20 protein-coding genes and 2 pseudogenes are annotated in these 20545 nt (G+C 63.3%); 18 read left to right on the forward strand and 4 right to left on the reverse strand.

Going from position 1 to position 20545, the window contains the following annotated elements:
* Positions 1 to 327 precede the first annotated feature (327 nt).
* On the forward strand, positions 328 to 1404 hold the full coding sequence (locus tag ACYG9Y_RS14560) for a YeiH family protein (RefSeq protein WP_023739287.1): 1077 nt from the start codon (positions 328 to 330) through the stop codon (positions 1402 to 1404).
* Here ACYG9Y_RS14560 and ACYG9Y_RS14565 read toward each other — a convergent pair.
* Positions 1401 to 1898, reverse strand: a complete 498-nt coding sequence (locus tag ACYG9Y_RS14565) for a GAF domain-containing protein (protein WP_023730524.1) — start codon at positions 1896 to 1898, stop codon at positions 1401 to 1403. The two genes, ACYG9Y_RS14560 and ACYG9Y_RS14565, sit on opposite strands and share 4 nt — an antisense overlap.
* Positions 1899 to 2081: 183 nt before the next feature.
* Here ACYG9Y_RS14565 and ACYG9Y_RS14570 point away from each other — a divergent pair, with 183 nt between their 5' ends.
* The 7 genes and pseudogenes from ACYG9Y_RS14570 to ACYG9Y_RS14600 form a co-directional block, all read left to right on the forward strand.
* Positions 2082 to 2978 (forward strand): GlxA family transcriptional regulator, encoded by an 897-nt coding sequence (locus ACYG9Y_RS14570; protein WP_352609236.1) that lies wholly within the window; start codon positions 2082 to 2084, stop codon positions 2976 to 2978.
* A gap of 325 nt (positions 2979 to 3303) precedes the next feature.
* Positions 3304 to 4608 carry a M24 family metallopeptidase gene (locus tag ACYG9Y_RS14575; protein WP_023739286.1) on the forward strand — a complete coding sequence of 435 codons (1305 nt, stop codon included), beginning with the start codon at positions 3304 to 3306 and terminating at the stop codon, positions 4606 to 4608.
* A 340-nt stretch (positions 4609 to 4948) separates the two neighbouring features.
* Positions 4949 to 5626, forward strand: a complete 678-nt coding sequence (locus ACYG9Y_RS14580; protein ID WP_023739285.1) for an isochorismatase family protein — start codon at positions 4949 to 4951, stop codon at positions 5624 to 5626.
* 3 nt (positions 5627 to 5629) lie between these two features.
* The gene (locus ACYG9Y_RS14585; RefSeq protein WP_084014338.1) at positions 5630 to 6616 is read left to right on the forward strand and encodes an alpha/beta hydrolase; all 987 of its coding nucleotides are present in this window, start codon (positions 5630 to 5632) and stop codon (positions 6614 to 6616) included.
* 412 nt (positions 6617 to 7028) lie between these two features.
* Positions 7029 to 8669, forward strand: coding sequence for an ABC transporter substrate-binding protein (locus ACYG9Y_RS14590; RefSeq protein WP_023739283.1), 1641 nt, complete (start codon positions 7029 to 7031; stop codon positions 8667 to 8669).
* A 173-nt stretch (positions 8670 to 8842) separates the two neighbouring features.
* Entirely contained in the window at positions 8843 to 9247 is a 405-nt protein-coding gene (locus ACYG9Y_RS14595; protein ID WP_023698040.1) for a hypothetical protein, read from the forward strand.
* Positions 9248 to 9313: 66 nt separating this feature from the next.
* Positions 9314 to 9646, forward strand: a pseudogene (locus tag ACYG9Y_RS14600) (hypothetical protein); the annotation flags it as partial.
* Between the two features lie 59 nt (positions 9647 to 9705).
* On the opposite strand, the gene ACYG9Y_RS14605 reads toward ACYG9Y_RS14600, so the two are convergent.
* On the reverse strand, positions 9706 to 10575 hold the full coding sequence (locus ACYG9Y_RS14605) for a hypothetical protein (protein ID WP_023739281.1): 870 nt from the start codon (positions 10573 to 10575) through the stop codon (positions 9706 to 9708).
* 77 nt (positions 10576 to 10652) lie between these two features.
* Complete coding sequence (locus ACYG9Y_RS14610) at positions 10653 to 11510, reverse strand: hypothetical protein (RefSeq protein WP_031253510.1); 858 nt, start codon at positions 11508 to 11510, stop codon at positions 10653 to 10655.
* Between the two features lie 145 nt (positions 11511 to 11655).
* On the opposite strand from ACYG9Y_RS14610, the gene ACYG9Y_RS14615 reads away from it, so the two are divergent.
* From ACYG9Y_RS14615 to ACYG9Y_RS14645, 7 genes are read left to right on the forward strand one after another with little or no spacing between them, the layout of a single operon-like run.
* Positions 11656 to 12288, forward strand: coding sequence for a DUF4129 domain-containing protein (locus ACYG9Y_RS14615; RefSeq protein WP_023739279.1), 633 nt, complete (start codon positions 11656 to 11658; stop codon positions 12286 to 12288).
* Entirely contained in the window at positions 12285 to 13490 is a 1206-nt protein-coding gene (locus ACYG9Y_RS14620) for a hypothetical protein (protein ID WP_023739278.1), read from the forward strand. The genes ACYG9Y_RS14615 and ACYG9Y_RS14620 overlap by 4 nt, the downstream gene beginning before the upstream one ends.
* Positions 13477 to 14433 carry an AAA family ATPase gene (locus ACYG9Y_RS14625; RefSeq protein ID WP_023739277.1) on the forward strand — a complete coding sequence of 319 codons (957 nt, stop codon included), beginning with the start codon at positions 13477 to 13479 and terminating at the stop codon, positions 14431 to 14433. The genes ACYG9Y_RS14620 and ACYG9Y_RS14625 overlap by 14 nt, the downstream gene beginning before the upstream one ends.
* On the forward strand, positions 14430 to 15740 hold the full coding sequence (locus tag ACYG9Y_RS14630; protein WP_023739276.1) for a DUF58 domain-containing protein: 1311 nt from the start codon (positions 14430 to 14432) through the stop codon (positions 15738 to 15740). Before ACYG9Y_RS14625 ends, ACYG9Y_RS14630 begins: the two co-directional genes overlap by 4 nt.
* Positions 15737 to 16756, forward strand: a complete 1020-nt coding sequence (locus ACYG9Y_RS14635; protein WP_023739275.1) for a stage II sporulation protein M — start codon at positions 15737 to 15739, stop codon at positions 16754 to 16756. The genes ACYG9Y_RS14630 and ACYG9Y_RS14635 overlap by 4 nt, the downstream gene beginning before the upstream one ends.
* On the forward strand, positions 16743 to 17609 hold the full coding sequence (locus ACYG9Y_RS14640; RefSeq protein ID WP_023739274.1) for an RDD family protein: 867 nt from the start codon (positions 16743 to 16745) through the stop codon (positions 17607 to 17609). Before ACYG9Y_RS14635 ends, ACYG9Y_RS14640 begins: the two co-directional genes overlap by 14 nt.
* A gap of 13 nt (positions 17610 to 17622) precedes the next feature.
* Positions 17623 to 17976: a hypothetical protein gene (locus ACYG9Y_RS14645; RefSeq protein ID WP_023702292.1), complete on the forward strand. Its 354-nt coding sequence runs from the start codon at positions 17623 to 17625 to the stop codon at positions 17974 to 17976.
* Between the two features lie 7 nt (positions 17977 to 17983).
* Here the strand turns inward: ACYG9Y_RS14645 and ACYG9Y_RS14650 are convergent, their stop codons facing one another.
* Positions 17984 to 18670 carry a D-lyxose/D-mannose family sugar isomerase gene (locus ACYG9Y_RS14650; protein ID WP_023694398.1) on the reverse strand — a complete coding sequence of 229 codons (687 nt, stop codon included), beginning with the start codon at positions 18668 to 18670 and terminating at the stop codon, positions 17984 to 17986.
* A gap of 150 nt (positions 18671 to 18820) precedes the next feature.
* Between ACYG9Y_RS14650 and ACYG9Y_RS14655 the strand changes: the two genes are divergently transcribed.
* The 3 genes and pseudogenes from ACYG9Y_RS14655 (at position 18821) to ACYG9Y_RS14665 (ending at position 20542) form a co-directional block, all read left to right on the forward strand.
* Complete coding sequence (locus ACYG9Y_RS14655; RefSeq protein ID WP_023739273.1) at positions 18821 to 19879, forward strand: D-TA family PLP-dependent enzyme; 1059 nt, start codon at positions 18821 to 18823, stop codon at positions 19877 to 19879.
* A gap of 69 nt (positions 19880 to 19948) precedes the next feature.
* A pseudogene (locus ACYG9Y_RS14660) lies at positions 19949 to 20253 on the forward strand (type II toxin-antitoxin system RelE/ParE family toxin).
* Positions 20246 to 20542 carry an addiction module antidote protein gene (locus ACYG9Y_RS14665; protein ID WP_023689645.1) on the forward strand — a complete coding sequence of 99 codons (297 nt, stop codon included), beginning with the start codon at positions 20246 to 20248 and terminating at the stop codon, positions 20540 to 20542. The pseudogene ACYG9Y_RS14660 and the gene ACYG9Y_RS14665 overlap by 8 nt, the downstream one beginning before the upstream one ends.
* Positions 20543 to 20545: the final 3 nt, after the last annotated feature.

Here is a 20545-nt window from a genome sequence, read left to right on the forward strand (position 1 = left end):
CCGCCGGCAGACATCGCGGGCGGGGCTGGAACGAACGAAGCGGTTTAGTGTGCCGGTCTTTGTCGTCGCGCCTTGCCGCTCCGCACTGTGCAGAGGCGACGTCGCTGGGCGATGGCGAGCGAGAAAATGGACATGACGCCACGCTGGAGTGCAAGACGCAGAGCGTCAAGCTGCATAACCGAGCCAGTCATCATGTTTGCATGGCACAGGCTAGATTGAAGGCATTGCCGACCGTTCGCAAAAATCGATCATTCCAACAAGAACAATTCGTTGTAAAGATCGATTCTGGAATGACATTCTCCTGAGGTACTTGCCCGGAGAATTGCATTGTCTTCCGCCGCCCAGCTAGCGAACGATATTCCGATCAGCCTGATATCGGCCGACCTGGCCGTGGGCCGGAAGCGGCTCGATTCCGTGTGGAATGGCGTCATCCCCGGGATCGTGCTGGTGACGATGATCACTGGGGTGGCCTTCTCGGCCCATAATGTCTCCGGCTTCGCGCTGTTCAGCCCGATGATCCTCGCCGTCGTCGCCGGCATGATCTATTCCAACGTGCTCGGCACGCCCGCCCACGCCAAGGCCGGCATTGCCTTCTCGCAGAAGCGCCTGCTGCGCTTTGCCATCGTGCTGCTCGGCTTTCAGCTGACGCTCGGCCAGGTCGTCTACATCGGCGCCGGCGGCGTCGGCATCGTGGCGCTGACCCTTGGAGCGACCTTCGTCTTCACCATTACGCTTGGCCGGCTGATCGGCGTCGACGCCAAGCTGGCGCAGCTGATTGCCGCCGGCACCTCGATCTGCGGCGCTTCGGCGATCGTTGCCACCAACATCGTCACCGATGCGCGCGACGAGGACGTCACTTATGCCGTCGCCTCGATCACGCTGTTCGGCACCGTCGCCATGCTCGGCTTTCCGCTGCTGGCGCCGGTGCTCGGCCTCGACCAGCACGCATTCGGCCTGTGGGCCGGCGCCTCGATCCACGAGGTGGCACAGGTCATCGGCGCCGGCTTCCAGAACGGCGCCCAGTCCGGCGAGATCGCCACCGTCGCCAAGCTGACCCGCGTCGCCCTGCTGGCGCCGATGGTGATCGCGCTCGGCCTGATGACGCGCCGCAAGAGCAATGGCGATCGCCCAAGCAGCCAATCCGGTGCGCGGCCGCCGATGCCGTGGTTCGTCGCCGCTTTCGTCGCCGTCGTGGCGCTGAACAGCCTGGTTGCCGTGCCGGCCGAAGTGAAGTCGGCCATGGCGTTCGCCACCACCATCATGCTGACCATGGGGCTCGCCGCCATGGGTCTGCAGGCCAACATTTCGCAGCTGCGCTCGCGCGGCCTTCGCCCGCTGGCGCTCGCCTCCTGCGCCTTCCTGTTCATCGGCTGCTTCAGCCTGATGCTGGTGAAGTTCGCTTAGTCCTCGAACGAACTCGCCGCGACATAGATCGCGGCAAGCGCCTCGATGCCGGCCTGGTCGTCCTTGTCGAAGCGGCCGGGCGTCGGGCTGTCGAGGTCGATCAGGCCGAAGACGCCGTCACTGTCCCTCAGCAGCACGACGAGTTCCGAGCGCGAGTCGGCGTCGCAGGCGATGTGGCCGGCAAACTCGTGCACATCCTTGACCAGCATCGACATTTCGAGATCGATCGCGGTGCCGCACACGCCCTTGCCGACGGCGATGCGCACGCAGGCCGGCTTGCCCTGGAACGGTCCAAGCACCAGCTCCTCGTCGGACGCCAGGAAATAGAAGCCGGCCCAGTTGAGATCGGGCACCATCTGGAAGATCAGCGCCGATGTGTTGGCGGCGTTGGCGACGGAGTCGCTCTCGCCTTCCAGCAGCGCCTTCAACTGGGTGGCCAGTTCGCGGTAGAAGGCCGGCTTGTCGGTGCTGTCGATGGTCTGGGCCGCAAACATGGCGTCGTCTCCATTGCCGGCGGGCCAAAAAGCCCGCTACATTTCCTGTCTGCCACCAATGACGCTCCCAGGAAATACACAATTGTGAATACCGACCGTGCCAGCCAAACACACGACCGGGCGCAACCCGCAGCGAGCGAAGGTCCCCTCACCTTCGCCGTGCTGGTCTTTCCCGGCTTTCCGATGATGGCGTTCAGTTCGGTGATCGAGCCATTGCGCGCCGCCAACGTGCTGGCCAAACGCGATTGTTACCGCTGGGTGATCGTCGGCGCCGACCAGGGCACGGTCGAGGCATCCAATGGGGTTGTCATACAACCGGGATTCTCAGCCTCGAGCGCACCGAAGGTCGACCGCATCGTCGTCTGCTCCGGCGGCAATGCGGACTTGCTTGTCGCGGACGATGCGGTTGCCTGGATCCGCAGGAGCCTGCGCGCCGGCGCCCATATCGGCGCGGTGGCCGACGCCGCCTTCTTCCTCGCCCGGGCCGGCCTGCTCGACGGCCATGCCTGCACCTTGCACTGGACCAGCCAGGCCGCCTTCACCGAGGCCTTCCCGGATATCGAGCTTCGGCGCGACCTCTATGTCATCGACCGCAAGCGCTTCACCTCGGCCGGCGGCGTCGGCAGCCTCGACATGATGCTGGAGATCATCACCAACGATTATGGCGGCGAGCTCGCGACGGGCGTTGCCGAATGGTTCGTGCACAGCCCCTTGCGCTCGAGCGTCGACCGCAAGCTGATGCCGCTCAGGCTGCGCACCGGCGTCCAGAACGAACTGGTGCTGTCGGCCATCGCCATCATGGAGGATGCGGTGGAAGAGCGGCTCGGCATGACGGAACTGGCGGCAAGGCTCGGCGTCTCCTCCGACAAGTTGGAGCGCAATTTCCGCGCCCAGCTCAGCATTTCGCCCAATGGATATTACCGGCGGCTCCGGCTGCGGCGCGCCGCCGACCTGTTGGCCCATTCGACGCTGATGGTGCGAGACGTGGCGCTGGCCTGCGGCTTCGCGTCCATGTCAAGTTTTGCCCGAGCGTTTCGCGAGGAGCATGGGCACGCGCCGAAGGCGATGCGGCGGCATTAGAGGGCGCTGCGCGCTAACGCGGTGAGATGCTGGCGGGACAGCGCCCCCCTCTGTCCTGCCGGACATCTCCCCCACACGGGGGGAGATCAGATGTCGCCTCGGCTTTCGCCAATCACCAACGTTGCAGGGCGAGCGGGACGCGAAAGCTGCTAATCTCCCTCCTTGTGGGGGAGATGTCCGGCAGGACAGAGGGGGGCGCGAAGGATCGCAACATTGCCCTTTGTATCCATGCCCTTCTTGCGGCATTTCGCACGACATCTGCGGATTCTCGCACAGACATTTTTCGGCGCATGGCTATGGTCTAGCCCTTCAGGAGGCGCACCCAATGAGCATCGTCGTTTTCGACCCCGACAGCACCGAGGATGTGGATTTCAAGGACCGCATGCGCCACCCGGTCGCGGCCGACTCCGCCGGCGGCATGTGGCTGTCGGATACCGAGCCGTCCTTCATCGATGCCGACGCCTTGCGCAAGGGCCGGCTGGCCAAGCTGCGCGGCTGGATGCGCGAGGCGGGCTATGGGGGCGTGGTTTTGTTCGACCCCTACAACCAGCGCTACGCCACCGGCTCGCGCAACATGTTCGGCTATTTCCTGCGCAACTCGACGCGCTATTTCTTCATCCCCACCGACGGGCCGATCGTGCTGTTCGAGTACCCGCAGAGCTACCATGTCTCGATGGTGCTCGACACGATCGACGAGGCGCGGCCGTCCAAGCTGGTATGGTCTTCGGTGTCGGGCCGCGACGACGAAACCGCCGGCCCCTTCGCCGACGAGATCGCCGAGCTTTTGACGAAGCACGGCGGCGGCTCGATGAAGCTCGGGCTCGACCGCTGCAGCCATCTGCAGGCGCTGGCACTGGAAAAGCGCGGCTGCGACGTCAGGGATTGCCAGGGCGAAATCCTGGCGGTGCGGGCGGTCAAGACGCCCGAGGAAGTCAAATGTCTGCAGGTGTCGATGGCGGGTGCGGAAGCCGCCGTCTACGCCGTGCGCGAGGCGATAAAACCCGGCGTCTCCGAAAATGAGCTGTTCGCCATCATGTATGGCGAGGTGATCCGCCAGGGCGGCGAGTTCATCGAGACGCGGCTCCTCACCTCGGGACAGCGCACCAATCCGTGGTTCAACGAGGCCAGCGGCCGCAAGATCCGGCCGGGCGAGCTTCTGGCGCTCGATACCGACACGATCGGCTGCTATGGCTATTATTCCGATTTTTCGCGCACCTTCCGCTGCGGGCCGGGCAAGCCGACCGACTATCAGAAATCGCTTTACCGCATGGCGCACGACCAGGTTCAGCACAACATTTCGATCGTCAGGCCGGGCATGGCTTTTCGCGAGATCGCCGAAAGAGCGTGGAAAATCCCGGACCGTTTCGTCGACCAGCGCTATACCTCGGTGATGCACGGCGTCGGCATGCATGGCGAGACGCCGTTCATAGCGCACGCCATGGACTATGAAACCTACGGCCGCGACGGTGTTGTCGTGCCCGGCATGGTGGTGAGCGTGGAAAGCTATATCGGCGAGAAAGGCGGCCGCGAGGGCGTCAAGCTGGAGGACGAGATCCTGATCACCGACACCGGCACCGAGCTTCTGTCGCGCTTTCCCTACGAGGATGAATTTCTGGAGAAGCAGGTTTGATCGCAGCGTCCCTCACTAACGTCAGCGCGGTATCGCAAACCTTCGGGAATAGTCGCGGCAGCTATGCCTTCGTCATCCTAGGGCGAAGCAAGGAGCGCAGCGACGCGGCGCAGACCCTAGGATCCATGCCGGGACTCATCCGCGCCCCAACGGTGCAAGTTCTGCTCCGCCGCACTCTCCGACCAGCGTCACGGCATGGATCCTCGGGTCTCCGCGACGCCGCTGCGCGGCTGCTTCGCCCTGGGATGACGAAGTTCGGAGGACGACGACCAATCTCCATCGCTTGCGCTGCCCTTGCGAGAAGAGCGGCGGCGTTGGTCGCGAACCAAGGCCTATCCGCATGAAAAGCCGCATCTCGATCAAACGCGGCACGGTCGCCGCGGCGTTCATCGACCTCCAGGAAGAGCATCGGCAGGACAAGCGCTATCTGGTCGAAGGTTTTGGCGAGGTGCTTGCCAATGTCCAGCGCCTGCAGGCGGCGGCGCGGCGCAACTTCGTGCCGCTCTATCACTGGGCCTATGTCGTCGATACCGCCAAGGCGCGTCGGTTCCATCCGCTCGACGACGACGGCAAGTCCGCCTTTTCTGACAAGAGCGATCCTCTGACGGAAATCTGCCCGGAAGTGGCGCCCGCGGCCGGCGAGACGATGCTGGTCAAGACGCAGGCCAGCGCCTTCGGCGCCGGGCCTGCCGCAACCGAACTCAAGGCGCGCGGCATCGAATGGCTGATCGTCGCCGGCGTCTGGACCGAGGCCTGCATCGACGCCACCGTGAAGGACGCGGTGGCATCCGGCTTTCGTGTGCTTCTGGTCAAGGATGCATGCGGCAGCGGCAGTGCCGCCATGCACCAGACCGCCATCCTCAACCTTGCCAACCGGCTCTATGGCGGCGCCGTCACCAACACGATAGACGCGTGCCGGCTGATGGCGGGCGACACCGTCGATGCATGGCGGGTCGAGGGCTCGGTGCCGCTGCGCTTCACCTTTGAAAACGCCGAACGGCTCTACGGCGAGCTCTGAGAGATGGGCACGGTCCACAAGCTCAAGATGGCCAGGCGGGGGAAATACGCCACCCTGCTCGATCCGGCACTGTGGGGTTATATCGACCTGGTCAATGACTGGTTCCCACCCGAAATCGCCGAACTGCCGATCGCCGAGCAAAGGTCGGTCTATGATGCGATGTGCCGCGCCTTCCATCAGGGTTATCCCAAGGGGGTTTCGGCCAGCGACGGCATCATCGCCGCCGATGCAGGGCACGCCATCCCGATCCGCTACTATCGGATGGCGGGCAAGCCCGTGCGCGCCGTCATCCTTTACTATCATGGCGGCGGCTTTGTGCTTGGCGGGCTCGACAGCCATGACGACATCTGCGCCGAAATCTGCGCCGGCACCGGCTTCGACGTTGTCTCGGTTGGCTACCGGTTGGCGCCGGAACATCCCCACCCGGCCGCCTTCGACGACGCGCTGACCGTGTTCGAATGGGCGGCGGTGACAACGGACCTGCCGATCGTGCTCGTCGGCGAAAGCGCCGGCGGCAACCTTGCCGCCGCGGTCGCCCATGCGTCGCGCCGCCACCCGCGCCGCGCGGTTGGCCAGGTGCTGATCTATCCCGGCCTCGGCGGCGACGAGAGTGCCGGCTCCTATGTCGAACATGCCGAGGCACCGTTGCTGACGCTGCGCGACATCGCGTTCTACCGCACCATTCGCGCTGCCCCGGCACAGTCGCCCGACGACCCGACTTTTTCTCCGCTGAAAGACAACGACTTCTCCGGCCTGCCGCCGACTGTCATCATCACTGCCCAGTGCGATCCGCTGTCGTCGGACGGCGAGACCTATCGCGACCGCGTCGTTGCCGCCGGCGGCCGCGCCTGGTGGTATGAGGAGAACCGCCTCGTGCACAGTTTTCTGCGCGCCCGCAAAAATGTTCCGCGCGCCGGCGAGGCGTTCGTGTGCACGCTTGCAGCCATCGCCGCCGTCGCCGTGCTCGGCAAGAACGACTGGCCGTATTGAGGCGGCGAAGCGCTGATCTCCCCCTCGTGGGGGTTGAGGAGTGGTCCGCGTAGCGGATGGAAAGCCAATTGCTTGGCTTTCCGAACGACGAAAGCCGGCAGGCCAGAGGGGGGCGCGAAGGATCGCGGCCCTTCAGTATCCTAAATCAACGCAACGATTATCTGTGAAGATACTCCAGTCGGCAGACGGGATGGCGGGACAGCGCCCCCCTCTGTCCTGCCGGACATCTCCCCCACAAGGGGGGAGATTGGCCGTCTACCTCTGCGGAGTGGCGCACAAGAATTGCGGAAAAGAGAACATTTCCCGGGGTCGGCCCGCTTTATCATCACCTGCTCAGGCAACGGCGCCCGATGATCGCATCCGCCCCAGCGGAGGCGGACCGTCGGGGCGCCCGACAAAAGAGGGAACGACGATGAAATTCATGCTGACCGACCGCAATTTGCACCCGCAGGCCAAACCCGTCGCCCAAGATTTCACAAAGGGCGGCGTCAACCGGCGCGAATATCTCGCCATCATGGCCGGCTTCGGCGTCAGCGCGGCCGGAGCACTGGCATTGGGCGGCCTCAGCGCGTCGCCCGCCCGGGCAGAGGAGCCGAAGCGCGGCGGCACCTTGCGCGTCGCCATGAACGTCAAGGGTTTCAAGGATCCGCGCACCTTCGACGGTGTCGAGATGTCCAATGTGGCGCGCCACTGCAACGAATATCTGGTGCGCTGGAACCGCGACTTCACCTTCGAGCCGTGGCTGCTCGAAAGCTGGGAAACCAGCGACGACGCCAGGACGCTGACGCTGCATGTGCGCAAGGGCATCGCCTGGTCGAATGGCGACGCCTTCAACGCCGACGATGTCATCCACAATCTCAACCGCTGGTGCGATGCTTCCATTGCCGGCAATTCGGTCGCCGCGCGCATGGGCGCGCTGGTCAATGCCGACACCAAGAAGCCGGTCGACGGCGGCATCGAGAAGGTCGACGACTTCACCGTAAAGCTCAATCTGCCGAAGCCCGACATTTCGCTGATCGCCGGCATGGCCGACTACCCCGCGCTGATCATGCACCGCTCCTATGAAGGCGGCGACGATCCGATGAAGGCACTGGCGATCACCACCGGACCCTGCGAGCTGGTCAGCTGGAATGCCGAGACAAGTGCTGAGGTCAAGCGCAAGGACAAGCCCTGGTGGAAGGGCGACTTCTACCTCGACGGCATCAAATGGGTCGATTACGGCTCCGACCCCAACGCCATGCTGTCGGCGTTTGAATCCGGCGAGATCGACACCGACCACGAGACCGCCTCCGACGCCGTGTCGCAGACCGAGCAGATGGGCCTGCAAAATTCCGAGATCGCCACCGGCTCGACCATCGTTGCCCGCTTCAATGTCGGCAACGCACCCTATGACGACGTCAAGGTGCGCCGCGCCGCCCAGCTTGCCGTCGACAATTCCGCCGTGCTGGCGCTCGGCCTCGGCGGGCGCGGCAAGCCGGCCGACAACCACCATGTCGGCCCGATGCATCCGGAATTTGCCGATATCGGCCCGGCCAAGCGCGACATGGATCAGGCCAAGAAACTGCTCACTGAAGCCGGCAAGGCCGACCACGAATTCGAGCTGATCTCGGTCGACATCGAATGGCAAAAGAGCACCGGCGACGCGATCGCCGCGCAGATGCGCGAGGCTGGCCTGAAGATCAAACGCACCGTGTTGCCGGCGGCGACCTTCTGGAACGACTGGAGCAAATACCCCTTCTCCACAACCGAATGGCTGGGCCGCCCGCTCGGCGTCCAGGTGCTGGCGCTCGCGTACAAATCGGGCGCCGCCTGGAACGAAAGCGCCTATGCCGACAAGGAATTCGACACGCTTCTCGACAAGGCGCTGGCAACGCCGGACGCCGCCCAGCGCAAGGAGATCATGGCCAGGATCGAACAGAATCTGCGCGATGCCGGCATCATCATCCAGCCCTACTGGCGCTCGGTCTACCGCACCTACCGCAAGGGCGTGCAAGGCTGCGAACAGCACCAGTCGCTGGAACAGCATTTTGAGAAGGTGTGGCTGGAGGGGTGATCGTTCGGGGACGCCGCATACCGGCTGGCACCTGAGCGGTATGTCGCTCAGGTAAATACCTGCAGCGCACTCCGAGCATTTACGACGGTGTTTGTCTTGACGCGGCGATCGTGGATCGGTCTGGTGTGTCGACGAGGCGCCGCTGTGGGCTCGCGTCATTCCGGAGAATACACATGCGCGCCCGTTGGGCTTTCATTCTTGCACCCATTATTCCGGCGATCCTGCCCGGCTACAATTGGCATGCGAACCACCCTGAGACGGGGCCGTTGTCGGGCTTCATCTTCGTAACCCTTGTTTTCTATGTTGTGGAGGCGGTGGTAGGAATTCCGGCCTTCTATGTCCTCACCCGACGGCGCTGGCAGTTTTTTTGGGTATACGTCGTCGTTGGCTTTCTGGCAGTTTTTGTTCCAGCGTTTGTCTTCGGCCTCATTAAGTGGAGTCCTCCATTGGGAATCGGCGGAGTTCTCTATGCATGCTCCTTCATAGGGATACTCGGTGGCGCTACAGGGCTGATCTTCTGGCTTTTGGTGCGCCCAGACAAGGACCCTGTCGAACAGATTGCTTCGCACTTTACCTAGGTCAGCACCCCAAGATTGAGTTCAAGGCCTGATACACTTTGGCCGCGATATTTTGCACGAGAACGCATGGACCACTTCGACCTCGGCACCTATCGCCGTCCAATCTCCACCGCCTCGGCCGAGACGCAGCGCTGGTTCGATATCGGGCTGAACTGGTGCTACGGCTTCAACCATGAGGAAGGCATAAAGTGCTTCGAAAAGGCGCTGGAGACAGATCCTGATTGCGCATTCGTGCATTGGGGCATCGCCTATGCCGCCGGGCCTTTTTACAACCTCACCTGGAAGGAGCACGGCAAGGACGAGGCTAACCGTGCGGCCAAACGCTGCTTCGACCATGTCCAGCTCGCGCGGGATGTGGCGATCACCTCGTCGTGCCTGTGTCGGACGAGCGCGGAGGCGGGGCCAAGCTGTTGTCACTGAAATCCCCGCCGCCGGACCAGCCGAGTCGGCTTCGCCTTCTAAGAGAAAATCTCCGCCAGTTCGTCTACGCTGGTGCCTTCCCTAACCTGGCGAAGTTCAACATAGGCGACCGCAATGGCCACCGATGCCACCGTGGACACGACCGTCGCGATAAGGACGCTTCCGATAGCGCCGAAAATCAGGGCGACCGTCGAGAGGCCGCTGAAGAAAGCGAAAATCAGGCCGATCAGCAAGGCAAACATCATCTGGAAGGCAAGCGCCGCCAAAAACAGGATCAGAAAGACACCGAACATCGGCCAGCGGCTGCCCTTTGTCAGAGCACGGCTGCGCGACATCGCGCCAAACATGCCAAGCCGCTCCTGCATCAGCACCGGCACGGAAACCGATATGCCGAGCAGCCACCTGATGCCGGCAACGAGCAACACCACGAAGGCAATGATCGCTCCGAAGATCGGCACCAACATTCCGGCGATGCCCATCACGATGAGGCCAAGGATCATGGCCAAAAAGACAATCAGCCCCACCCCCAGCGTCGGGAATATGCTGCGCAAGGCTATCTGGATGCAGTCGCCGATCGCCGGGCGCTTGCCGTTCAGGTCCTCTATCGTCGCTTGCACCAGCGAGGACTGGAACAACAGCGCGCAAACGAAATAGATCAGGCTTAAAACGAGCGATAAGAACGAGCTGCTCATAATGACCCACTTCGCGCCGAGTGGAGGTGTGGCGATGTAGCCGTTGGGGCCGCCATTCCAGTGGTTCGACAGATTGAGCGCAACTGCTGGGAGGACCAGGAAAAGCGCCGCCAAAGCAATCATCAGACCGGGATTGCGGTCGATCACGGCGAAGGTGTTGTTGAAAACCCTGCCGATCTGGAACTTCTCAAGCCGCGCCGACGCCGTCGATGCCACGATTACCCCTTCCGGCCCGAGCTAGATCCCGGCCAATCGCGCCAACATGACTGGCTGTTCTCGGGCCAAAACCTTCGTTACGAGAAGATCTCCGCCAGTTCGTCGACGCTGGTGCCTTCCCTGACCTGGCGCAGCTCGACATAGGTGACGGCAATCGCCACCGAAATCACCGCCGAAACGATTGTCGACAGCAGGCTGCTTCCGATGGCAGCGGCGATGAGACCGGTCGTGCTGATCCCGCCGCTCGCAATAGCAGCCTGAAACAGCAAGGTGAAAACCACTTGTAGCCCTATCGCAACAATGCCGAGGACCAGAAACAGCGCGAATATCCGCCAGCGGCTTCCCTTCGTCAGCGCCCTGCTTCGCGAAATCGAGGCGAAGACGCCAGGCCTTTCCTGAACTGCGACGGGCACAGCCACCGATATGCTGATCAGCCACATGGCTATGGGGATGAGCGACAGAAGTGCAATCACACCGCCGACGATGGGGATGGCCATGGTGATGACCGTTAATATCATCGCCACCAGAAACATTGCCACGATGATCACAAGACCAATTCCGAGCGTGGGGAGGAAGCTGCGCAAGGCTATCTGAATGCAATCGCCAATCGACGGGCGCTTGCCGTTCAAATCTTCGATTGTCGCTCGTACCAGCGCCGCCTGCGCCAGAAAGGCCAAGATCAGGAGCACCAGGCCGGCAATCATCGAAACGGCACCATAGCCCGCCATCGCCGATTGCTCGAAGCTCGCCCCAGGTACTGCTATCTTTGCAATCTGTCTAAAGCTCCAGATGTTGTACAGCAGCGCAGGCAGCGTCGAAAAAAGGCCGACGATGGCGGCAAGTGGGACGAAGCTTCGTCCGATTACCGAAAACGTATTGCTGAAAGCCCTGCCGATGCTGAACCGTTCCGGCCGCTCGCTCGCGATTGACGTCATGTTACATTCCCCCCGACTAATGGATACCCGAAATCAGAAAGTATAAATCACCGATATTGATACTTGCGGTTGCCGCCGCTTGCAATTGCCTTGGCGTATTGTCAGTGTCGGCCCGCGAACCGCAGGTTGCAGGGGGGGCGAAAAGGTGACTGCTGCACAGCCGGACGCTGCGCAAGCCGAATGGCTGGCCAAACTGCACAAGCAGTTGCTGTCAGAGGATTCGATCCAGTTCGACCTGCCGGCCTACAGACCACCCGAGACACCCGAGTGGCTGAGACCGCTGGGCGAGTTCCTGAAATCGCTCGGCCCGTACATGATCTACCTGTTCTGGGGCGCGGTGATCACAGGTGCCGCGATCATTCTGCTGCTGATTGTCCTTGAAGTGAAAGGCGTCGCCTGGCGCCTGCCCTGGTGGCGCAAAAAGAGCGTGACCGAGGCGGAAGCGACATGGCACCCCGACGTTGGCGCCGCGCAGGTCCTGCTGTCGGAAGCCGATGCGCTGGCCGCCCGGGGCGAGTATGACGAGGCGGTGCATCTCCTGCTTCGCCGCAGCGTTGCCGACATTGCCGGCCGCCTGCCCGACTTCCTGCGCCCGTCGCTGACCGCGCGCGATATCGCGGGAGCGGCGTCGCTGCCAACGCGGGCGCGTGGCGCCTTTACCCAGATCGCGCGCATCGTCGAGGCCGCTCTGTTCGCGCGCCGGCCGGTCGGGCCCGAGGGCTGGCAGGAGGCGCGCAGCGCCTATGAGCGATTCGTCTTCAGGGATGCCTGGACGTGAGTGACGCGACAGCCGACATCGCCCAGCAGGAACCGTTCAGCCGCAGGACGCTGTTCTGGGGCATTTTCGCCAGCCTGCTCGCGGCCGCAGGCTTCTTCCTGTTGTCCACCTATGCGCCCGACTTTCGCCAGCCGAGCGTCGGTGGCGCAACGCCGCTGTCGAAGAGCGGCATCGGCTATGCCGGTCTGGCGCAATGGCTGAAGCTGACCGGCGAAGCGCCCGACATGGCGCGGTCCGACAGCGATCTCGAGACCGAGATGCTGCTGATCGTCACCATTTCGCCCGACAGCGACCCGGATGCGCTCGCCAACATCATCAAGCTTCGCAAGGGCCTGGATACGCTGTTCGTTCTGCCCAAATGGGCGACCTTGCCGCTGTTCCAGCATGAGGGCTGGGAGATGAAGATCCAGCGGCTGCCGGATGTGATGGTCAACGACTGGCTCGGCCGCATCGCCAAGGCGACGCTCGGCGAAGGTGAGACCATGGCCAAGCAACTCGACGTCGCAGGGCAAATGGTCAGCGTTCCCGGCCAGCTGCAATGGGTGGCCGACGAACACCCGCTGATTGCCGCCGGCAACGGTAAGGCCGTGCTGACCGAGGTTGAAGACGAGCGGTTCTACATTCTGACGGACCCCGATCTCATCAATAACGCCGGCTTGAAAGATCCCGACAAGGCGGCGGCGGCGCTCAAGCTGATCGAGCTCCTGCAGCCCGAAGAGGGTGCCGTCATGTTCGACCTGACGCTGCATGGCGTCGGGCGAAAATACGATCTCGCCAAGCTTCTGGTCGAGCCGCCCTTCCTGGCGCTGACGCTGACCATCCTGGCGGCGGCGGCACTTGCCTTCCTGCATGGCCTTGGCCGGTTCGGGCCGCCGCGGGCCGATCAGCGCGCCATCGCCTTCGGCAAGCGCGCGCTGGTCGATACCACGGCGATGCTGTTGCGCCGCGCTGGCCGGCTGGAGGAACTGGGCGACCGCTATGGAGCACTGGCACGCGTGCGCGCCGGCGCGCTGCTCGGCGCGCCGCACGGTTTGCAGGGCGAAGCGCTCGACCGCTGGCTCGATTCCCGCGACAAGGACGAAGCCGGCGGTTTCACGACCCGCCTGCAAGCTGCGAACGCGGCAAAGACCCTGACACAAATGCATGATGCAGCCGAAAAGCTGCACGACTGGACGGCAAGGAGGCTCGGTGAACGTCGATGATGTGAAGGCCCTGGCGACACAGATCAGGGAAGAGGTGGCCAAGGCCATCACCGGGCAACACGATACGGTCGATCTGATGCTGACGGCATTGTTCGCCGGCGGGCATATATTGCTCGAAGGACCGCCGGGCACGGCCAAGACGATGACGGCGCGCTGCTTTGCCCAGGCGCTGGGGGTCGCCTATGGCCGTATCCAGTTCACGCCCGACCTGATGCCCGGCGATATCGTCGGTTCCAACATCTACAATTTCCAGACCGGGCAATTCACGCTGACGCGCGGCCCGATCTTCTGCGACCTTTTGCTCGCCGACGAAATCAACCGCACGCCGCCCAAGACCCAGGCCGCCCTTTTGGAGGCGATGCAGGAACATGCCGTCACCTTCGACGGCACCACCCATGCGCTCGGCCAGAATTTCATGGTGGTGGCGACGCAGAACCCGATCGAGCATCAGGGCGTCTATCCCCTGCCCGAGGCCCAGCTCGACCGTTTCCTGTTCAAGCACCGGGTGAGCTACCCCGGCCCGCAAGAGGAAAAGGCGATCATCATCCATCATGGCGGCGGCACCGCCTCGCACGATATCAAGCAATACGGCATCACCGCCCAGGCCGACCGCAAGACGCTGGAAAAGGCGTTGGCGACCGTCGGCGAGGTCACGATTGTCGACGACGTCGTGGACTATATCGCAAGGCTGGTGCGGGCCACGCGCGCCAGCCCCGATCTGGAAGTCGGTGCCAGCCCGCGTGCGGGCGCCATGCTGGCGAGAGCCGCACGCGCCCGGGCAGCGCTCGACGGGCGCGCCTATGTCATCCCCGACGACGTCAAGGCGCTTGCGGTGCCGGCGCTGCGCCATCGCGTGATCCTGTCGCCGGCGGCGCAGATCGACGGCCGCCTGGTCGAGCAGATCGTCACCGACTTGGTCGACCAGACGGAAGCGCCACGTTGATCTATCCGAGCGGCCGGGCAGTCTGGGCAGGTGCGGCAGGTGCAATACCGGCCTTCCTGATCGCGCTCGCGCTGCCGTCGCTGTGGTATCTCGGCCTGTTGTGGATCTGCGCGCTGCTTGCTTTCCTGGCCGTGGACGCCGCCGCCGGGCGCGGACGCGCTTCCCTGGATGCCAGCATCCATGCCCCGCCGCAAGTCAGCGTCGGCGGCCAGTTCACCGTCCATGTCACTGCCGGGCTCAGCAGACGGTCGCGCGCGGTGCAGGCGCGCCTCGGCCATGACGAGCGGCTGGCCCCGCTGGGCGGCACCGGCGGCGCGTTGACCGCCGAGGCCGGCAGCGCATCGCTCGATCTCAAATTTCAGGCGCTGCGGCGCGGCATTGCCAGGTTCGATCGCCTGTGGGTGCGCTGGCGCGGGCCGTTCGGGCTGGTCTGGAACCAGGTCGTGCTGCCGATGGACGGCAAGGTGGCGGTGCTGCCCAACGTCAGCAGCGCCCGCGACGAGGCGATCACGCTTCTGCAGCGCCAGGCGCTGCCCGATGGCCATGCGCAGCGCCGCGCCGGCCAGGGCCGCGAATTCGAGGCGCTCAAGGACTACCAGCCCGGCATGGGCCGGCGCATGATCGACTGGAAGCGCAGCGCCCGCCACGGCAGGCTTCTGGCGCGCGAATTCCGTATCGAGGAGAACAACAACATCGTGCTGGCCATCGATAGCGGCCGGCTGATGTGCGAGCCCGTCGACGGCGTGCCGAAGGTCGACCGCGCCGTCACCGCAGCCTTGCTGTCGGCGTTCATTGCGCTGAAGGGCGGCGACATGGTCTCCCTGTTCGGCTTCGACGCGCGGCCGCGCGTTTCCAGCGGCGCCGTGCGCGGCTCCGCCAGCTTCGCCATGATCCAGAAGCGGGCGGCGGAAATCGACTATTCCACCGAAGAGACCAATTTCACCCTTGCCCTGACGACCCTTGCAGCAAAGCTCGACCGACGCTCGCTGGTGATCATCTTCACCGACTTCGTCGATCCGATCAGCGCCGAACTGATGCTGCGCACAGTAGGCCGGCTCACCGAACGCCATCTGGTGCTGTTCATGATGATGAAGGATGTCGAGCTGGAGACCTTGGCCGACATGCCGCCGGACACACCAGAGGATGTGGCGCGCTCCGTCGTCGCCGGCGGGCTGCTGCGCGAAAGGCAGGTCGTCATCGGCAGGCTCAGGCTGCTCGGCGCGCATGTCATCGAAGCCGACCATCAGAGGCTCGGACCGGCGCTGGTCGAGCGCTATCTCGAGCTGAAGCGAGAGGATCTGTTGTGAACGCGCTGGTCGGCAAGGATGCGGTGCGCCAGTCGCTGGCGAGCTTCCGTTCGGAGCGCGAGGCCGACTGGAAGGCGTTCGAGGCGCTGCTTGCCCGGGTCGAGAAACGTGCGCCACGCACGCTGTCGGAAGACGAACTGCTGTCGCTGCCACTGCTCTACCGCTCGGCGCTGTCCTCGCTTTCGGTGGCGCGGGCGACGTCGCTCGACAATGCGCTGGTCAGCTATCTCGAAGCGCTTTGCCTGCGCGGCTACTTCTACCTCTATGGCGCACGTCGCGGCCTGCGGCAGCGCATCGGCGACTTCTTCCTGCATGACTGGCCACACGCCATTCGCGATTTGTGGCGCGAGACCTTGCTGTCGGTCGTCCTGACCTTTGTCGGCGCCGGCGCCGGCTACTGGCTGGTGGCCAAAGACAAGGGCTGGTTCGACGCCATCATTCCGCCGAGCCTGGCCGGCGGGCGCAACCCGGATGCCTCGGCCGAAGTGCTGCGGCAGGTGCTTTATGACGGCACCGAGAATAATTTCCTGTCGGGCTTCGCCGCCTATCTGTTCACGCACAATGTCCAGGTGGCGATCCTGGCCTTCGCGCTGGGCTTTGCCTTCGCGGTGCCGAGCGTGCTCTTGATCCTGATGAATGGCTGCCTGCTTGGCGCGATGTTCCAGATCTACGTCGCCAAGGAGCTCGGCCTGGAGTTGGGCGGATGGCTGTCCATCCATGGCACCACCGAGATCTTCGCGATCGCCTTGGCGGGCGCCGCCGGCATGCGCATCGGCACGCGCATCGCCTTCCCCGGCGAACTGACGCGGATGACGGCTGCTGCCGATGCCGGGCGCGTGGCCGCCACCACCATGGTCGGCGTGACGATCATGCTTTTGTTTGCCGGCCTGCTCGAAGGCATCGGTCGGCAGGTGATCACCAGCGACGTGACACGCTACGCCATTGGCGGCGGCATGCTGACGCTGTGGCTTTGCTATTTCTATGTGTTCAGGGTGGTGCGGCATGGCGACCGCTAGGCGTGCTGCCGTCTCGACCATACGGCCGCTGATCACGCCGGAAGGGGTCGGTCTCCGGATCAAGCTCGCCGATGCCGGCACTCGCGCCGCCGCCTTCCTGCTCGACTTTGTCATCATCATCGTCACGGCGATCGTGATCTCGATCATTGCACTGTTCGGGCTGGCCGGCCTCAAAGGCGAAGGCGCGCAGCCGCTGTTCATCGTCTGGATCATCCTGATCTTCTTCCTGCGCAACGCCTATTTCATCGTCTTCGAAGCCGGCCGCCGCGCCGCCACGCCCGGCAAACGGATGCTCGGCATCCGGGTGGCGTCGCGCAGCGGCGCCGGCCTGTCAGTCGATCAGGTCATTGCCCGCAATCTGATGCGCGAGATCGAGATATTCCTGCCGCTGTCGATCATCCTTGGCCGCAGCGAGATGGGGCTCGCCGACACGCTGTCGACGATCTTCGGAATGGTGTGGACGCTGTTGTTTGCGCTCTTCCCGCTGTTCAACCGCGACCGCATGCGCATCGGCGACCTGTTGGCCGGAACCTGGGTGGTCGAGGCGCCCAAACTGGCGCTGGTCGAAGACCTGTCGCAACGCCAGGACACCACTACCCGCGCCTTCCGCTTCACCCAGGCGCAGCTCGATGCCTATGGCATCGCCGAACTGCACAAGCTGGAAGAGGTGCTGCGCCGCGACGACTATTTCGCACTGAAAGCCGTGGCCGAGACGATCGGGCGCAAGATCGGCATGATGGTCGAGCCGGTCGATTCCAGGGCCTTCCTCACCGCCTATTATGGCGAGCTGCGGGCACAGCTTGAGCGCAAGCTTCTGCTGGGGACGCGTAAGGCGGATAAGTACCAGCGGTAGATCGGAGTTCGGGATGCCGGCTCAAGTTAGCGAAGCGGAAAAAGCCAGAATAGAACGCGCCATTCAGGCGGCAGTCTCCGGATCCTGGAAGGAATTTGCAGAACTCACCGACGAACCGTTTCCAAACGATGCATCGATGAGGGAGCAATTCGGAGATACTTCTTCCCGACTTCAGCAAGCCGACGGAAATTGGGAAATGACCTCAGGCATAGGTATCGTGCCTGACGGCAGCGCGCGCCTGATCACAGTCTTGATCAAGGCGCCGCCCACCGTGGATATTGTCCTGACGCTGCACAGCACGAGCGATCGGGATGACAGCACGATCAGCATCTGGACGTTCTTTCAGCAGGTGAATTGGGGCGATTAGGCCTCGCCTACCCCACCCACTTCTCATAGTCGGACACCAAAAGGTGCACCGGCGCGACATCCTCGTCGATGTTGGAGAAGCGGCCGATCGGCTCGCGGAAGACGTTGTCGGTGAGATCGTCATTGACGGTCGAGACCTCGCCGATCAGCACATCCTTGCCCTCGGCCCAGAAGGCGTGCCAGACGCCGGGCAGCAGCGTCACGCTCTGGCCCGGGTCGAGCTTCAGGAGCCCGCCTGCCGGCAGCCTGTGGATGGTGCCGTCGACCGGCACCGTCACTTCGGCCTTCGGATCGATGCCGCCGTCGCGATCGTGCATGAACAGTTCAAGCACGAGCTTACCGCCGCCGCGGTTGATGATGTCCTCGGCCTTGATGTTGTGGCGGTGCATCGGCGACAGCTGATCCTTGCGCGAGATCATGATCTTCTCGGCGTAAAGCATGCCCATGCCCTTCTTCATGTCGGCATAGACGCCGTTGCGAACGGTGAACAGGAACAGGCCGAGTTCGTCGAATTTTTCCTGGCCGTAATCGGTGATGTCCCAACCGAGCCGCGAGGTGAAAATGGCGGCGGAGTCGGCCTTGCGCGCCTTCATCTCTTCCGGGCTCCAGTAGGCGAAGGGCGGCATGATGTAGCCGAACGAGCGGATGAAGGCGTCTGCATCGCGGATGATGTCGTTGACGGTGGAGCGTTTCATGATCGTGATCCCTTCGCGTCGCGTTCCCTGGAGTTATCTGAAGCGCATAGCCGAACAGCGCTGCGGTGTCGACGCAAACTGCGTGCTGGCCCCATGACATCCGTGCGGATCGGGGCCATAAGTCAGCCAGATTTCCCAGGGTGATATTTCATGCAAGGCATAGACGACCTCGACACGCCGGCGATCCTCATCGACGCAGCCCGCGCCGAAGCCAACATCACACGAGCGCAGGCGCATGCCGACCGCCACGGGCTGAAACTCAGGCCGCACATCAAGACGCACAAGCTGCCTTATTGGGCGAAGAAGCAGGTGGCGGCCGGCGCGGTCGGCATCACCTGCCAGAAGATCGGCGAAGCCGAGGTGATGGCCGATGCCGGGCTGACCGATATTTTCCTGCCCTACAACATCCTTGGCCGCGCCAAGCTGGAGCGGCTCAAGGCCCTGCATGGCCGTGTGACACTGTCAGTGACGGCCGACAGCCTCGAAACGCTGGAGGGGCTCGCCGCCACCTTCACCGATGCAGGGCACCCCCTGCCCGTCCTGGTCGAATGCGACACCGGCATGGGCCGTTGTGGTGTGCAAAGCGCCGCCGAGGCGCTGGCACTGGCGAAGTTGATCGACCAAGCCAAGGGGCTCACCTTCGGCGGGCTGATGACCTACCCCGCGGCCGGCCGCGCCGCCGAGGCTGAATCGTGGCTGGCCGGCGCCAAACAAACGCTCGCGGCATCGGGCCTCGCCTGTGAACGCATCTCCAGCGGCGGCACGCCTGACATGTGGCGCTCGGGCGAGGACAGCGTGGTGACCGAATACCGCCCCGGCACCTACATCTACCTCGACCGCTACCAGGTCGCCAAAGGCGTCGGCACGCTCGACGATTGTGCGCTGACGGTGCTCGCCACCGTGGTCAGCCATCCGACGCCGGCCCGCGCCATCCTGGACAGCGGCAGCAAGGCGCTGTCCAGCGACACGCTGGGGCTCGCCGATTTTGGCGAGCTGCTCGGCATGCCCGGCGCCCGCGTCACCAGCTTGAGCGAGGAACATGGCACGGTCACGCTTGGAAATGGTGCGAAGCTTCGCATTGGCGAGCGCGTGCGCGTGGTGCCTGATCATTGCTGCGTGGTGACCAACCTGTTCGACCAGGTGCATCTGATCGACGGTGACAAGGTGCTGGAAACGCTGAAGGTGGAAGCGCGTGGGCGGATGGAGTGAGGCTTTTCGTTTTGGAGGCTCGCCCTATTTCGACATTGACGAATTGTAATTTATAACTTACTAGTCCCCATGGCAATCCTGAAGCAGACAGCCACCTTTCGGAGGTGGCACCAAAAGCTGAAAGACGGAAGAGCCAAGGCGGCAATTGCCGTTCGGCTGCAACGTTTGATTGTAGGAAATCCCGGCGACGTGGCCCCAGTGGGTGAAGGCATCAGTGAATTGCGCATTCACTATGGGCCCGGCTATCGCGTTTATTTCACAAGCGCGGTGAAACGGTCATCCTGCTCCTGTGCGGCGGGGATAAAAGTTCACAAGAAACCGACATACGGACAGCAAAGCGCCTGGCCGTAGAATGGAGTGACGACAATGGTTGAAAAAATCTATGATTTCGATCCCGCCGAAATGCTCGATTCCGATACGGCAATCGAGGCGTTTCTGGCAGAGGCAATGGAAACCGGAGACGCCAAATTCGTCGCGTCCGCCCTCGGTGTCGTTGCCCGCGCCAAGGGGATGAGCAACATTGCCAGAAAGACCGGCTTGGCTCGCGAGCATCTTTATACCTCGCTCAGCGAAAACGGTAATCCTACGCTGGAAACCACACTGGCGGTCATGAAAGCATTCGGCTTTAATTTGGCCCCAAAGCACGGTGCAACTCAGGTCTAATCT

Source organism: Mesorhizobium sp. W050, from assembly GCF_054719535.1.